The organism is Nocardioides marmoriginsengisoli, assembly GCF_003725695.1.
In the GTDB taxonomy this organism is placed as follows: domain Bacteria; phylum Actinomycetota; class Actinomycetes; order Propionibacteriales; family Nocardioidaceae; genus Marmoricola; species Marmoricola marmoriginsengisoli.
Genome location: NZ_RJSE01000007.1, coordinates 306,456 through 321,141 on the forward strand (window position 1 = coordinate 306,456; position 14,686 = coordinate 321,141).

General features: G+C 73.4%; 15 protein-coding genes, 1 tRNA gene and 1 other RNA gene. 16 read left to right on the forward strand and 1 reads right to left on the reverse strand.

The window, feature by feature from the left end; all coding sequences use genetic code 11:
- Genes EFK50_RS10095 through EFK50_RS10135 form a run of 9 tightly spaced genes read left to right on the forward strand, consistent with a single transcriptional unit; the run spans position 1 to position 8,207 of the window.
- Positions 1-1,005, forward strand: coding sequence for a sugar ABC transporter substrate-binding protein (locus EFK50_RS10095; RefSeq protein WP_183407758.1), 1,005 nt, complete (start codon positions 1-3; stop codon positions 1,003-1,005).
- Positions 992-1,798 (forward strand): ATP-binding cassette domain-containing protein, encoded by an 807-nt coding sequence (locus tag EFK50_RS10100; RefSeq protein WP_123227441.1) that lies wholly within the window; start codon positions 992-994, stop codon positions 1,796-1,798. Before EFK50_RS10095 ends, EFK50_RS10100 begins: the two co-directional genes overlap by 14 nt.
- A complete protein-coding gene (locus EFK50_RS10105) occupies positions 1,791-2,855 on the forward strand; it encodes an ABC transporter permease (RefSeq protein WP_123227442.1) in 1,065 nt (354 codons plus the stop codon). The genes EFK50_RS10100 and EFK50_RS10105 overlap by 8 nt, the downstream gene beginning before the upstream one ends.
- Positions 2,852-3,685, forward strand: coding sequence for a sugar isomerase domain-containing protein (locus EFK50_RS10110; protein ID WP_123227443.1), 834 nt, complete (start codon positions 2,852-2,854; stop codon positions 3,683-3,685). The genes EFK50_RS10105 and EFK50_RS10110 overlap by 4 nt, the downstream gene beginning before the upstream one ends.
- Complete coding sequence (locus EFK50_RS10115; RefSeq protein ID WP_123227444.1) at positions 3,682-4,626, forward strand: ROK family protein; 945 nt, start codon at positions 3,682-3,684, stop codon at positions 4,624-4,626. The genes EFK50_RS10110 and EFK50_RS10115 overlap by 4 nt, the downstream gene beginning before the upstream one ends.
- Positions 4,623-5,312 carry an SDR family oxidoreductase gene (locus tag EFK50_RS10120; RefSeq protein WP_123227445.1) on the forward strand — a complete coding sequence of 230 codons (690 nt, stop codon included), beginning with the start codon at positions 4,623-4,625 and terminating at the stop codon, positions 5,310-5,312. Before EFK50_RS10115 ends, EFK50_RS10120 begins: the two co-directional genes overlap by 4 nt.
- On the forward strand, positions 5,309-6,613 hold the full coding sequence (locus EFK50_RS10125) for an FAD-dependent oxidoreductase (RefSeq protein WP_123227446.1): 1,305 nt from the start codon (positions 5,309-5,311) through the stop codon (positions 6,611-6,613). The genes EFK50_RS10120 and EFK50_RS10125 overlap by 4 nt, the downstream gene beginning before the upstream one ends.
- Positions 6,610-7,254 carry a bifunctional 4-hydroxy-2-oxoglutarate aldolase/2-dehydro-3-deoxy-phosphogluconate aldolase gene (locus EFK50_RS10130; RefSeq protein ID WP_123227447.1) on the forward strand — a complete coding sequence of 215 codons (645 nt, stop codon included), beginning with the start codon at positions 6,610-6,612 and terminating at the stop codon, positions 7,252-7,254. Before EFK50_RS10125 ends, EFK50_RS10130 begins: the two co-directional genes overlap by 4 nt.
- A complete protein-coding gene (locus tag EFK50_RS10135; RefSeq protein WP_123227448.1) occupies positions 7,251-8,207 on the forward strand; it encodes a phosphotriesterase family protein in 957 nt (318 codons plus the stop codon). The genes EFK50_RS10130 and EFK50_RS10135 overlap by 4 nt, the downstream gene beginning before the upstream one ends.
- A 64-nt stretch (positions 8,208-8,271) precedes the next feature.
- Here EFK50_RS10135 and EFK50_RS10140 read toward each other — a convergent pair.
- Positions 8,272-8,359 (reverse strand) — tRNA-Ser (locus tag EFK50_RS10140).
- Between the two features lie 60 nt (positions 8,360-8,419).
- On the opposite strand from EFK50_RS10140, the gene ffs reads away from it, so the two are divergent.
- From ffs to EFK50_RS10175, 7 genes are all read left to right on the forward strand, one after another.
- An RNA gene (gene ffs, locus EFK50_RS10145) (signal recognition particle sRNA small type) lies at positions 8,420-8,510 on the forward strand.
- Positions 8,511-8,551: 41 nt separating this feature from the next.
- The gene (locus EFK50_RS10150) at positions 8,552-9,685 is read left to right on the forward strand and encodes a cation:proton antiporter (protein WP_123227449.1); all 1,134 of its coding nucleotides are present in this window, start codon (positions 8,552-8,554) and stop codon (positions 9,683-9,685) included.
- A complete protein-coding gene (locus EFK50_RS10155) occupies positions 9,678-10,628 on the forward strand; it encodes a glycoside hydrolase family 25 domain-containing protein (RefSeq protein WP_123227450.1) in 951 nt (316 codons plus the stop codon). Before EFK50_RS10150 ends, EFK50_RS10155 begins: the two co-directional genes overlap by 8 nt.
- A gap of 47 nt (positions 10,629-10,675) precedes the next feature.
- Positions 10,676-13,096 carry a DNA polymerase III subunit gamma and tau gene (locus tag EFK50_RS10160; protein WP_123227451.1) on the forward strand — a complete coding sequence of 807 codons (2,421 nt, stop codon included), beginning with the start codon at positions 10,676-10,678 and terminating at the stop codon, positions 13,094-13,096.
- Positions 13,097-13,105: 9 nt separating this feature from the next.
- Positions 13,106-13,480: a YbaB/EbfC family nucleoid-associated protein gene (locus tag EFK50_RS10165; RefSeq protein ID WP_123227452.1), complete on the forward strand. Its 375-nt coding sequence runs from the start codon at positions 13,106-13,108 to the stop codon at positions 13,478-13,480.
- A gap of 3 nt (positions 13,481-13,483) precedes the next feature.
- A complete protein-coding gene (gene recR, locus EFK50_RS10170) occupies positions 13,484-14,083 on the forward strand; it encodes a recombination mediator RecR (RefSeq protein WP_123227453.1) in 600 nt (199 codons plus the stop codon).
- 33 nt (positions 14,084-14,116) lie between these two features.
- On the forward strand, positions 14,117-14,686 hold the full coding sequence (locus EFK50_RS10175) for a DUF5063 domain-containing protein (protein WP_123227454.1): 570 nt from the start codon (positions 14,117-14,119) through the stop codon (positions 14,684-14,686).

Genomic DNA, 14,686 nt, shown 5'->3' on the forward strand with positions numbered 1-14,686 from the left:
ATGACACTTCGCGCCAAGATCAGCCGCTCACGTGGCCGGAGCACGGTCCTGGCTGCCGCCCTCCTGCTGGGCGTCGGCATGCTGGGTGCCTGCGGCAGCACCGAGAAGAAGGAGTCCGGCGACGGGTCGGGCGACGACCTCACCTCGCTCGGCTACAGCGTCCTGGGCAAGGGCGGCGGCCACTGGATCCGGATGATCGACGAGGTGACCGCGGCCGCCAAGGCCGACGGCATCACCGTCAAGGTCTCCGACCCGCAGTTCGACGCCGCCAAGCAGGTCGACCAGGTCCAGGACCTGATCACCCAGGGTGTGCAGGCGCTGATCATCGCCGCGCTCGACCCGAACGCGATCGAGGCCGCGGTCACGATGGCGAAGGATGCCGGCGTGAAGGTCATCGCCGACATCTCCGACTTCAAGGGCGCCGACGCCTACGTGGGCATCGACGAGTGCTCGCGCGGCAAGATCGTCGGCGCGTACGTCGCCACCTGGTGGAAGGAGAACCGCACGGACGCTCCGAAGATCTTCGAGTCCAACGCCGACTCCCTCGGCGGCAGCCTCCCGGACCGCACCGACTGCATGGTCGAGGCGATCAAGGCGGGCATCCCGGAGACCAAGGTCGTCTCCGATCTCGAGGCCTGGCAGGAGCAGGACGGGTACGACGCGATGACCGACGTCCTCTCGGCCCACCCCGACGTCAACCTGGTCCTCGGTTCCAACAACGAGGGCACCTGGGGCCACGTCTCCGCCGCCGAGGCGGCTGGACGCAAGCCCGGCAAGGACATCTTCTTCGCCACCGTCGACGGTCAGGAGAAGACCCTCAAGATGGTCCTCGACGGCCGGGTCCTGGTCGCCGACCGGATCAAGCAGGAGGTCGAGGGGCCGCTGCTGGTCGAGACCGCGCAGAAGCTCCTCCGCGGAGACCTGGAGCCGGGTGCCCGGATTACCGTCGACACCACGGTCATCACCCGCGACAACGCGCAGGGCGAGCTGGATGCGATTTCCTGATGCGAACGGGACGGGAGCCGCTGCGCGCGGCTCCCGTTCCGGCGTCCCGGCGGTCTCCCTGGCCGGGGTGACCAAGAGCTACGGCCCGGTGCAGGCGCTGCGCGGGATCGACCTCGACCTCTGGCGCGGCACCGTCGTGGGCATCACCGGCGACAACGGCGCCGGGAAGTCCACCCTGCTCAAGATCATGGCCGGGGCGGTCTCGCCGACCTCGGGCACGATGAGCATCGACGACCGGCCGGTGCACTTCACCTCGCCGAACGACGCCCGCGAGCACGGCATCGAGATCGTCTACCAGGAGCTGGCACTGGCTCCCGACCTGGACGTCGTCCAGAACGCCTTCCTCGGGCGTGAGCTGACCCGGCGCTCGCTCGGCTTCGGCCCGCGGGTGCTGGACCGGTCCCGGATGGAGACCGCGGTGGTCGAGCGGCTGCAGGACCTGCAGCTCAGCCTGACCCGGCTCTCGACCTCGGTCGAGAACCTCTCCGGCGGCCAGCGGCAGGCGATCGCCATCGTGCGCGCCATGCTCTCCGACCCCGCGGTGGTGGTGCTCGACGAGCCGACCGCAGCGCTCTCCACCGCCAAGATCCCCGGGGTGCTGGCGCTGCTGCGCCGGCTCCGCGACCGAGGCGTCTGCGTCGTGATCGTCTCGCACCGGATCCAGGACCTGCTCGAGGTCGCCGATCGCATCGTCGTCATCGGCGGAGGGTCGGTCGTGCTCGACCGGCCTGCCGGCGAGCTCGACATCGCGGGCGTCGTCTCGGCCGTCGCGGACGCGCCCACCTATGACTAGCACCCAGCCGACCCACCCCGAGGGGAGCAGCACCATGAACGCGGCCGGAACGAGCACCACGGCACCCACGCCGGAGCGGTGGCGTCCGCGCGTCGCCGGGCGCTGGAACCTGATCGGCGTCCCGGCGGTCCTGGCCGCGCTGGTCGTCTACTTCTCGATCGCCTCGCCGGCGTTCCTCACCCAGACGAACCTGACCGCGATCGCCCAGCGCGAATCGGTGATGGCGGTCGCCGCCCTCGGTGCGACGCTGGTCATCATCGCCGGCGGGATCGACCTCACGATGGGCGTCGTCATCGGCGCGACCACCGTCGCCGCGACCCTCCCGGTGATCAGCTGGGGGTGGCCGCCCGCGGTCGCGATCGTGGTGGCGCCCCTGGTCGGCATCACCACCGGGCTGATCTCCGGCCTGGTCGTCACCCGTCTCCGGGTGCCCGCCCTGATCGCGACGCTGGGCATGCTGCTCGCGGTCCAGGGCATCGCGGCGGTGGTCTCGGACAACACCACGATCTCCGGGACCGATCTGCCCGACTGGTTCCTCGAGATCGGTCGCGGCTTCGTCGGCTCGGTGCCGATCGCGGTCATCCTCGCCGTCGCCCTGTACGCCGTCGGCTGGTTCGTGCTCACCCGGACGGTCTTCGGCGCCCATCTCTACGCGACCGGATCCGAGTCGCGCTCGGCCCGGCTCGCCGGCGTCAAGGTCGACCGGGTGCTGGTCGCCGCCTACGTGCTCTCCGGCGTGCTCGCCTCGGTTGCCGGCCTGCTGCTCGCCTCCCGGCTCGGCTCCGGGTACGCCGCGCACGGCACCGGCTGGGAGTTCCAGATCGTCGCCGCGGTCCTCCTCGGCGGCACCAGCATCTTCGGCGGCAGCGGCTCGGTGATCGGCACCCTGGCCGGGGTCCTGCTGCTGGGCGTCCTGGAGAACGGCCTCAACCTGCTCAACGTCAACACCTTCTACCAGACCATGGCGACGGGACTGCTGCTGATCGCGGCGGTGGCGATCTCCGAGGCATCCCGCGGCCGTCGTACGTCGGACGCCGCCGAACGGAGGACCGCATGAGCGCGACTGCAGCCGGATCGACGTACCTGGAGCGGCTGGCGGTGATCCTGGGAAGCGTCGCCCGACTCGAGCAGGACGCGATCGGGACGGCCGCCGAGCACTGCGCCCGGGCGATCGAGGGCGGCGGGTACGCGCACCTCTTCGGCACCGGTCACTCCCAGGGTGCCGCGGTCGACGCCTACCCGCGGATCGGCGGGTTCGACGGCTTCAACCCGATCCTGGAGCCCAGCCTGACCCGGTTCCAGGGGGTCGTCGGCAACGAGGGCCTGCGCCCGATCTCCTTCTTCGAGCAGGTCGGCGGGCTGGCCGAGGTGATCCTGGTCAACCAGCTGGTCACGGCGCCGGACGCGATGATCGTGATCAGCAACTCGGGCATCAACCCGGTCGTGGTCGAGCTGGCCGCAGGCTGCCGGGCGCTCGGCGTCCCGGTGATCGCGGTGACCTCGCTGCAGCACACCGCCTCGACGGAGTCGCGGCACGCGTCGGGAGCCAAGCTGGTCGACCATGCCGATGTCGTCATCGACACCCACATCCCGCCGGGGGACGCCCTGGTCCACGTCGACGGACTCGACTACGCGATCGGTGCGGCGTCCTCGGTGATCGGACCGGCGCTCGTGCAGGCATTGGTGAGCCAGACCGGAGCGCTCCTCGCCGAGCGCGGGGTCGCGGTCGCGCAGATCCCCAGCCACAACCGGCACGACGAGCACGAGAGCTCCGCAGCCGCGGACATGGAACGCTCGCTGGTGCGGTGGGCCGTCCGCCGGGGGCGCCGGCTGGATGCGCTGGCCGCACCGGACGGGCCCTGGGGGCACGGGATCGGAGGGGCATGAGCCCGGCACCGGCGACACCCTGGCGGGCCGGCTTCGACGTCGGCGGGACCCAGGTCAAGCACGTCGCGGTCGACGCCCGCGGGGAGGTCCTGCACCAGGAGATCCTGCCCACCGGCGACCTCACCCTCGACGGGCTCCCGGAGCTGCTGGCCGGGCTGATCGCGACGACCGGTGAGCGCCTGGGCGGGCCGCCGGTCGGCGTCGGCATCGCGATGCCCGGGATCCTCGGGCTGACCGCCGGACCGGTGGCGGTGCTCGGCCGCTTCGGCGGCGGGATCCCTGACGGACTGGCGCCGTCGGTCCGGTCCGCAGTCGGCGTCCCGGTGGTCTTCCTGAACGACGCGGACGCGTTCGGCATCGCCGAGCACCGCAGCGGCGCCGGTACCGGGGTGGACCGGCTGCTCGTGATCACGCTGGGCACCGGCGTCGGCGGCTGCGTGCTCGTCGGAGGCCGCCTCCTCGGCGACCTGGGATCGGGCGAGGGCGTCTACCTCGGGCACACGGTGGTCGACCCGCGCGGGCCGGTGTGCGGTTGCGGCCAGACCGGCTGCGCGGAGGTGGTGCTCTCGGCGACCGCTCTGCTCCGCCGTGCCCGGGAGGCGCTCGGCGAGGTCCCGGCCACGGCCGACCTCCCCGCGCTCTTCGCCGCTGCCCGGGCCGGTGACGCCGGGCTCGCCCCCGTCCTCGCGGCCTTCGGAGCCGACCTGGCCCGGTTCGTGCTCCAGCTGGTCCATGCCACCGCCGCGCAGCGCGTGGTGCTGGGTGGTGGGGTGCTGCTCGGTGCCGACCTCTTCCTCGACGATGTCGCCGCGACCGTGGCCCGGCTGCAGGTGCGGGCGCCGGCGAACCCGGTGACGCCGGTCGTGGTCGCCGCGCTGCCCGAGATCGCGGGTGCGCTCGGCGCGGGACTGCTGGCCGGCCCCGGGTCGGAGACGTCGTGACCGGGCTGGCCTGGGTCGCCGGAGCCGAGGGCGGCATCGGCGCCGCTGTCCGGGCGCGGCTGGAGGCGGAGAGCTACCGGGTGCACGGGTCGGACCGACCGGACGAGGACGTCGCCCTGCCCGGGGTAGCCGCGCGGGTGGCGGCCGACCTGTCCGCGCGGGGCGACCTCGAAGTCGCCGTGCACGCGGTCGGGATGAGCGCCCGCCGGTACGGCGACGGCCCGCTGTCCACCTGCACGCTCGAGGCCTGGGAGGAGGCCGTCCGGGTCAACCTCACCTCGGCGTTCCAGTTCTTGCAGGCCTGCCTGGTCTCCGCGTCCGACGGCGCTCGGCTGGTCCTGATCGGCTCCGCGCTCGCGCACGGCTACGACCCCGACTTCGACACCGTGGCCTACCGGATCTCCAAGGGCTCGCTGGAGGCGCTGGTCGGCACCGCGGCCCGGGAGGGGGCCGCGCGCGGGATCCGGGTCAACCTGGTCTCGCCCGGGCTGGTGGAGACGCCGATGGCGCACCGGGCCCTGCGCGATCCGCGGATCGCGGACCGGCTCGGCGAGCTGATGCCGCTGCACGGGCAGGCGGCCTCCGCGGAGACGGTGGCCGAGGCGGTGGCCTGGCTGGCGGGCGACGCCTCGGCGTTCACCACCGGGGCGGTCGTCCCGGTCGACGGCGGCTGGCGGGTGCGATGAGCGCGCCCGCCCACGGAAGGACGGACGAGATGGTGGCGGAGCGGTTCGACGTGGTGGTGGTCGGCGGTGGTCCGGCCGGGGTGGCGGCGGCGGTCGCGGCCGGGCGCGAGGGCCTGCGCACCGCGCTCGTCGAGTGGCACGGATACTTCGGCGGCAGCCGGACGGCGGCCGCGGTCGACACCTTCTACGGCTTCTGGACGCCCGGCGGCGAGGCCCGCCCGGTCGTCGGGGGCATCGGGCTGGAGATCGTCGAGGCCACGCTGGGCCGGGGCGGCTTCCGCCGCGAGAACACCTACGGTGCCGGGCCGGGCGTCACCTACGACGTCCACGACCTCAAGCTGGTCCTGGACGACCTGGTGCTCGGCGCCGGCGTACGACCGGTCCTGCACACCAGCGTGAGCGGCGTACGGCGGGACGGGGACGACTGGGAGGTCACCCTGGTCACGCCGACCTGCGGGCCGTGGTCGGTCCGCGCCGGGACCGTGGTGGACACCACCGGGGACGCGACGGCCGCCGCGCTCGCCGGGCTGCCCGTCGTCCTGCCCGGCGAGCAGGGTCCGGTGCAGTCGCTCACCTCCATCTTCTTTCTCGGCGGGGTGGACGTGGACGCCGCGCTCGCGGTCAGCCACGAGGAGCGCTCGGAGCTCACCCGCCAGGCTGACGAGTCCGGGAGCTACCGGCTCCCGCGGCACGAGGGATCGCTGCACCGGACCCCGCGCCCGGGGATGCTCCAGGCGAACATCGTCCGGGTCGCGGACGTCGACGTGACCGACCCGGCGGCCCTGACCGCGGCCGAGATCGAGGGCCGCCGGCAGGTCGTGGAGTACCTGCGCTTCTTCCGGGACCGGCTGCCCGGGTTCGCGGACGCGTACGTCGCCGAGATCGCTCCGCAGATCGGGATCCGGGAGTCGCGGCGGATCCGGGGTGTGACCACGCTGACCGAGAGCGACGTCCTCGACGGTGTCCGCGACGACCAGGCGATCGCCCTGGCCGCGGCTCCGATCGAAGACCACCGTGCCTGCAGCGACACCCGGTGGGCCCCGGTCGGCGGCGACGGCCTCTACTCGATCCCGTTCCAGGCGCTGGTGCCGACGACGGGGGAGGGGTTCCTCGCGGCCGGCCGCTGCCTCTCCGCCGAGCACGCCGCGCAGGCCTCGGCGCGCAACTCGGCGCAGGCGTTCGCGACCGGGGAGGCCGCCGGGTACGCCACGGCGCTCGCCGTCCGCAGCGGGGTGGCGCTCCGGGCGATCGACGTCCAGGAGCTCCGTGCCCGGATCCGGGGGAACGGCGGCCTGGTGTGAGCGCCGCCGTCGCCCTCCTCCGGGACCGCGGGACGCTGCCGGTCGTCGTCGCCGACGACGCCGGCATCGCGGCCGGCCTCGGCGAGGCGCTCAAGGCCGGCGGGATCACCTGCGCCGAGATCACCCTGCGCACGCCCGCCGGGTGGGAGGTGCTGGCCGCGCTCGCCGCGGACGACGCGCTGCTCGTCGGCGCCGGGACCGTGCTGGACACCGAGCAGGTCGATCGCGCCGTCGACGCCGGGGCCCGGTTCCTGGTGAGCCCGGGGTTCGACCCGGTCCTGGTCGAGCGCGCCCAGGAGCGCGGCGTCCCGATGGTGCCGGGGGTGGCGACCGCGACGGAGGTGCAGGCGGCGCGGCGGGCCGGCCTGGAGGCCGTGAAGCTCTTCCCTGCCGAGGCCGGTGGCGGCCTGCCGGCGCTGCGGGCGCTCGCCGAGCCGTTCCCCGGGATGTGGTTCCTGCCGACCGGGGGGATCACGGCGGAGACCGCCCCGGCCTGGTGGTCGCACCCCCAGGTGCTCTGCGTGGGCGGGTCCTGGGTGGCGCGGCGGGACCAGCTGGCCGCGGGCGACCTGGACGCCGTCCGTGCGGCCGCAGCCGCGGCCACCGAGGCGTACGCCGCCTGGCGGGAGGGGGCGCGATGACGGTGCAGGTCACCACCGTGCTCGGGCCGGTCCCGGTGGACCAGCTCGGTCGTGTCGACGCCCACGCGCACCTCTTCCTGCGGTCCCCGATCCTGCCCGGGGAGGAGTTCCAGGACGGCGACGCGATGACCGGCGAGGTCGCCGAGGTGGCTCGGTCGGGGATCGAGACGGTGGTGGACCTGACCCCGATCGGTCTCGGACGACGCCCGGCGCGCACCGCGCGGCTCAGCCGGGACACCGGTGTTCAGGTCGTGCTCGCGACCGGGGTCCACCGCGCGGCGCACTACCCGGCGGGGCACTGGCTCTACGAGGTCGACGACGACACCCTCCTCGACTGCCTGGTGACGGACCTGACCACCGGCATCGACGAGCGCGACTGGCAGGGTCCGCGACCGCTGCCGAGCGAGGTGCGCGCGGGCATCGTGAAGCTCGGTGCCAGCTACCACCACCTCCAGCCCGCCGAGCGGCGCTGGTTCCGGGTCGGCGCCGCGGCCGGGACCCGGTGCGGGGTCCCCGTGGCGGTGCACACGGAGATCGGGACCTCGGCCCACGAGGTCCTCGACGAGCTGGAGCAGCTCGGTGTGGCGCCGTCCGCGGTGATGCTCGCCCACCTGGACCGGAACCCCGACCCGGGCCTGCACGTGGAGCTGGCCGCGCGCGGCGCCTTCCTCGGCTACGACACCATCGGCCGGACCAAGTACCACCCGGACGCGGTGGTCCTGGACCTGATCGGCGCGGTCGCCGCCGCGGGCCACGCCGGCCAGATCCTGCTCGGCACCGACGTGGGCCGCCGCGGCATGCTGCGCGCGTACGGCGGCGGCCCGGGGATGGCCGTGCTCGGGCGCACCTTCGTGCCGAGGCTGCGGGCGGCGTACGGCGATGCGCTGGTGGCCACGGTGCTGCAGGAGAACCCGCAGCGACTCTTCACCGGGTCCGGCGCAGCACAACCCTGAGCGTCCCGCTCCGGTCGCCGACGACGAACGGCGCCGCACGCGTGTGCGACGCCGTCCCTCACAGTGGCGGAGGATAGGGGATTCGAACCCCTGAGGGCGTTAACCCAACTCGCTTTCCAAGCGAGCGCCATAGGCCACTAGGCGAATCCTCCGCCGCGAAGGTTACCCGCCCGGATTGGCGCACGCGAAATCGGTCTCCTAGACTCACCCGCAACCCCCCATGTGGCGGTACCTCACTGAACTCCCCCAGGGCCGGAAGGCAGCAAGGGCAGGTGGGCTCTTCCGGGTGCATGGGGGGCCTTCGATTTCCTGGCCGGGAGGCGCTCCCCTGGGAGGATGCCCGGGTGACCTTCACCGAGCTCTCCGTGATCTGCCTGGTCGCGCTCGCCGGGCCGCTGCTCGCACTCCCGCGGCGCTGGTACCTGCCGGTCGTCCTCGGCGAGCTGGTGGCCGGTGCGGTCCTGGGCCGGACCGGGTTCGGGTACCTCGACCCGAGCAACGAAACGTTCACCTTCCTGGCCGACGCGGGCTTCGCGCTGGTGATGTTCGTGGCCGGAACCCACGTGCCGGTCCGCGACCGTGCCCTGCGGACCTCGCTGCGCTCCGGGTTGCTCCGGGCGGTGGCCGTCGGCGTGGCGGCGGCCGTGCTCGGCGTGCTGATCGCCGCCGCGTTCGACCTCGACCACGCGCCCCTGTACGCCGTGCTGATGGCCTCCAGCTCGGCCGCGCTGATCCTGCCGGTGGTCGACTCGCTCGGACTCCGGGGACCGGCCGTCGTCCGGCTGCTGCCCCAGGTGGCGATCGCGGACGCCGCCTGCATCGTCGCCCTGCCGCTGGTCATCGACCCGGACCACGCCGGCCGCGCCGCCCTGGGAGCACTCGTCGTGATCGCCTCCGCGCTGGTGGTCTTCGCGGTCCTGGGCAGGCTGGAGTCGAGCGGTGTCCGGTCGCGGGTGCACCGGGTCTCGGAGGATCGTTCCTTCGCGGTCGAGCTCCGGGTGCAGCTGACGATCCTGTTCGCGCTCGCCGGCCTGGCGGTCGCCCTGCACGTCTCGATCATGCTCGCCGGGTTCGCGTTCGGGCTGGCGGTGGCCGCGATCGGCGAGCCGCGGCGGCTGGCCAAGCAGCTCTTCGCGGTGACCGAAGGATTCCTCGGGCCGGTCTTCTTCATCTGGCTGGGCGCGACGCTGCAGCTGCGCGACCTCGGCGAGCACCCGCACCTGATCCTGCTGGGGATCTGCCTCGGCCTCGGTGCGGCGGCGGCTCACCTCGTCGTACGGGTCGGCCGGCAGCCGGTCGGGTTGAGCCTGCTCGCCTCGGCGCAGCTCGGCGTACCGGTGGCTGCGGCGACGATCGGGACGCAGCTGGAGGTCCTGGCTCCCGGGGAGGCGTCCGCGCTGATGTTGGGTGCGGTGGTCACGATGGGGGTTGCGGTGGTCGGTGGTCGGCTGGCGGCGACGGGAGGCACGGATGACTAGGGCGAGCGGCGCCACCGGGAAGCACCGGTGGGCGCTGGCGGTGCTGCTGGTCGGCGTGCTCGCCGGCTGCGGCTCGCAGGTGCGACCGACCTCGACGCCTACCCCGACGCCGACCGCCACGCCGGACGGCGACGGGTCGCTGGTCCCGGACAACCTGCCGGACCTCACCTCGATCCCGAAGCCGACCGGTACGCCGTCGGTGGCGGTGACGCCGCGGACGGAGCGGATCTTCGGCGCCGACGTGAGCTGGCCGCAGTGCCCGAAGGGGATGGGTATCCCGCAGAAGCGGTCCCACGGCGCGCCGATGCCGACCGCGGCGGCCGAGTTCGTGATCATCGGGCTCACCAACGGGCCGTCGTTCTTCCCGAACCCGTGCCTCGCCGACCAGGTCCGCTGGGTCGCCGACCGCGGCCTGCTCGGGGCGGCGTACGCGGTGGTCAGCTATCCGGACGACGCCACGCTGCGCCGGTACGGCGGCACCGGCCCGTACGACGGCAGCACCGAGCTCGGCGCGCTGCGCAACGTCGGCTACCAGGCGGCGCTCTTCAACGTTGCCGGCATGAAGGCCGCCGGCCTGCGCAGCCCGATCGTCTGGATCGACGTCGAGCCGGTCCCGACGTTCGTCTGGAGCGAGGACGTCGTCGCCAATGCTGCGGTGGTCCAGGGCACCGCGCGCGGCTACACCGATGCCGGGTTCGCGATCGGCTTCTACTCCACGCCGGTGCTGTGGAAGCGGGTCGTCGGCGACCTCCGGTTCGGTGCTCCGGAATGGCGGGCCGCCGGTCAGACCTCCCAGCAGGAGGCGTTGAGCCGGTGCGGGGACGACTGGTCCTTCGCGGGCGGTCGCGGGATCTTCGGCCAGTGGGTGGAGGCCGGCCGGGACCGGAACGTGAGCTGCCCCGGCGCGGTGACCGACCTGCGGACCTGGTTCCACCAGTACTGATCCGGTGCCGGGCCCCGCCTGTCGGCCACTCCGACTAGGGTTCAGGTGTGGAGCACAACCTTGCCCTGTACCGCCGCTACCGGCCGGAGTCGTTCGCCGAGGTGATCGGGCAGGATCACGTGACCGAACCCTTGCGCGCCGCGCTGGCGAACAACCGGGTCAACCACGCCTACCTGTTCTCCGGGCCGCGCGGCTGCGGCAAGACCACCAGTGCCCGGATCCTGGCCCGGACCCTGAATTGCGAGAAGGCGCCGATCGCCGATCCCTGCGGCGAGTGCCAGTCCTGCCGGGATCTCGCCCGCGGCGGACCGGGCTCGCTCGACGTGATCGAGATCGACGCCGCCAGCCACGGTGGTGTGGACGACGCCCGCGACCTGCGCGAGCGGGCGTTCTTCGCGCCGGTGTCGAGCCGCTACAAGGTGTACATCATCGACGAGGCGCACATGGTGACGACGCAGGGCTTCAACGCCCTGCTCAAGCTCGTCGAGGAGCCGCCGGAGCACCTGAAGTTCATCTTCGCCACCACCGAGCCGGAGAAGGTCATCGCGACCATCCGCTCCCGGACCCACCACTACCCGTTCCGGCTGATCCCGCCGCGGGTGCTGTCGGACTACCTCGCCGAGATCTGCGCGAGCGAGAACGTGCCGATCGACCCGGCCGCACTGCCGCTGGTGGTCCGCGCTGGTGCAGGCTCGGCCCGCGACTCGATGTCGGTGCTCGACCAGCTGCTCGGCGGCGCCGGCCCCGCCGGCGTGACCTACGAGATCGCCACCAGCCTGCTCGGCTACACCCCGGACGCGCTGCTCGACGAGGTCGTCGACGCGTTCGCGGCCGGTGACGGCGGGACGGTCTTCTCGGTCGTCGACAAGGTGATCGAGACCGGGCAGGACCCGCGCCGGTTCACCGAGGACCTGCTCCGCCGCCTCCGCGACCTGGTGATCGTCGCCGCGGTGCCGGACGCCCCGGCCACCGGGTTGATCGACGCTCCCGCCGACCAGGCCGAGAGGCTGGTCGCCCAGGCGGCCCGGTTCGGCAAGGCCGACCTGGTCCGCGCCGCCGACTGCGTCGCGGCCGGGCTGACCGAGATGCGCGGGGCCACCACGCCCCGGCTGCTGCTCGAGCTGATCTGCGCCCGGGTGCTGCTGCCCGGTGCCGACCACTCCACCGACGGTCTCACCGCCCGCCTGGACCGGATGGAGCGGCGGATCGGCATGGGTGGGGTTGCGGGTGCTGCGGCCCCGGTTGCTCCTGCGGCGCCTGCCCCGGCTGCTCCTGCGGCGCCTGCCCCGGCTGCTCCTGTGGCGCCTGCCCCGGCTACGCCTGCCCCGGCTACGCCTGCCCCGGCTACGCCTGCCCCGGCTACGCCTGCGGTGACCGCGCCTGCGGCACCGGGTGCGGCTGCGCCTTCCACGCCGGCTCCGGACGCGGCGCCGGTCGCGGCTGCCTCCGCCGCGCCTGCTCCGGCTGCGCCCCCTTCCGCTTCGGAAGCGGCGCCTGCTGCGCCTGAGCCTGCTGCGCCCGCCCGGGCCGCGGCGCCGGTCGCGTCCTCCGTGCCTGCTCCGGGCGCGCCCGGAGAAGCGCAGTCCGCGGCTCCCGCACCCGACGTTGCTGCTCCGGCAGTCGCACCCGGGGATCCGGCGGCACCGGCGTGGACCGAGGAGCCGGCAGCTGCGTCGGTCGCACCAGGACCCCCGGCCGCAGGGTCGGACGCGCCCGCGCCCCCGAGCGCCGCTCCGGCTGCCACCGCTGCACCTGCGGCCGCACCCGCACCGGCCGACGCGCCTCCGTCCGAACCCGCCCCCGCCTCCTCCGGCCTCTCGCTGGTCGACGCCCGACGGGTCTGGCCCGACGTCCTCGACAAGGTCAAGGAGATGCGCCGCTTCACCTGGATCCTGCTCAGCCAGAACGCGCAGGTGATCGGCCTGGAGGGCCGCGTGCTCACGGTCGGGTTCAAGACCGTCGGCGCCAAGGACTCGTTCATCAGCGGCGGCAGCGAGGAGATCCTCCGCCAGGCCGGCATCGACGTGATCGGTGCCGACTGGAAGGTGGAGGCGATCGTCGACCCGTCGGCCGACCCCGGCGCCGGCGCGGCGCCGGTGGTGACCCGGCCCGCCACGGACAGCGCCCCCGAACCGGCCGTCCCGCCGACCCCTGAGTCGGCTACTGGGCCGACTTCTGGGTCGACTTCTGGGCCGACCCCCGCCCCGGGGGAGTCTGCGGGCAGCTCGGCCCCGCCGGCCTGGATCAGCGCCGAACCACCCGCGCCCCCGGCCCCCGAGACGATCGCTTCGGCGCGCAGCAACATCGCGCCGACCCGCACCGGTGAGGCGCCCGGCCGGTTGCCGGACACCCGGGACGCGGAGGCGGACCGGAACGACCCCGACATCGAGGAGAGCGGTATCGACGGTGCCGAGCTGCTGGCTCGCGAGCTCGGCGCCACCGTGATCGACGAGATCCCCCATGACTGAGGAGTGCCGATGACCGAGCAGAACCCGTTCGGCGGGGGAGCCCTCGACCTGGGCGCCATGCTGGAGCAGGCCCAGCAGCTGCAGTCCCAGATGATGGCGGCCCAGGAGGAGCTCGCGCGCACCCTCGTCGAGGGCACGGCGGGCGGCGTCACCGCCACCGTCACGGGTGTCGGCGACCTGACCGCGGTCGCGATCGCCCCCGGTGCGTTCGACGGCTCCGACCCGGAGTCGCTGGCGGACCTCGGCGACCTGGTGGTCGCGGCGTACCGGGACGCCAAGGCCAAGGCGGACACCGCCGCAGCCGCTGCGCTCGGCCCGCTCGCGGGTGCCCTGGGCGGCACCGAACCCCCGGCCCCGCTCGGCTTCCGGCCGGCAGGTGGCTGACTCTTGTACGAAGGTGTCATCCAGGACTTGATCGACGAGCTCGGGCGGTTGCCCGGGGTCGGTCCGAAGGGTGCGCAGCGGATCGCGTTCCACCTGCTCGCCGCCGACCCGGCCGACGTACGCCGCCTGGCCGACGTCCTGATCGAGGTCAAGGCGAAGGCACGGTTCTGCGTGGTCTGCGGCAACGTCTCCGAGGAGGAGACCTGCCGGATCTGCGCCGACCCCCGCCGCGACCCGGCGCTGATCTGCGTCGTCGAGGAGTCCAAGGACGTCGTCGCGATCGAGCGGACCCGTGAGTTCCGCGGCCGCTACCACGTCCTCGGCGGGGCGATCTCGCCGCTGGAGGGCATCGGGCCGGAGCAGCTGCGGATCCGCGAGCTGATCGCCCGGCTCAACGACGACACCGTCACCGAGATCATCCTGGCGACCGATCCGAACATCGAGGGCGACGCCACGGCGGCCTACTTGACCCGGATGTTGCGCCCGATGGGCTTGCAGGTGACGCGTTTGGCGAGTGGACTACCGGTGGGTGGTGACCTCGAGTACGCCGACGAGGTCACCTTGGGCAGGGCTTTCGCCGGGAGGCGCAATGCTGGTGATTGAGGCAGTGCTGGTGAGCGACGAGGGTGGGATGTCATGAGTGAGGGCGAGTTCGAGGACTTCGGCCAGCAGATCGCCGACGCGGCCGAGGCATTCCTGCTCGGGTTGCAGGCGATCTCCCGCGAGGAGGAGCCCGGGTCCGCGGTTCCACTGCTGCTGCTCGAGGTGAGCCAGCTGCTGCTCGCCGGAGCGCGGCTCGGCGCCCAGCAGGACTTCCAGCCCGAGACCGAGTACCAGCCCGACGTCGGCCCGGACGCGGACCTGGACGCGATGCGGTTGCGGCTCGCCGACAAGCTCGGCGACGCCGACACCTACAGCCACAACTTCGAGCCGTACGACCCGGAGACGTTCACCTCGAACCTCTCCGACGACCTGACCCTGATCGCCACCGACATCGCCAACGGGCTGCGGCACTTCCGCGCCGGCAACGTGGAGGAGGCGCTCTGGTGGTGGCAGTACTCCTACCTCGCCTCCTGGGGCTCCCAGGCCTGCGGGGTCGTCGCGGCGCTGCACTCGGTAGTGGCGCACGACCGCCTCGACCTCGACGTGGACGAGACCGACCAGCTCGAGGCCGCCGACGCCGTCCTCGACGGAGAGCTCCTCTAG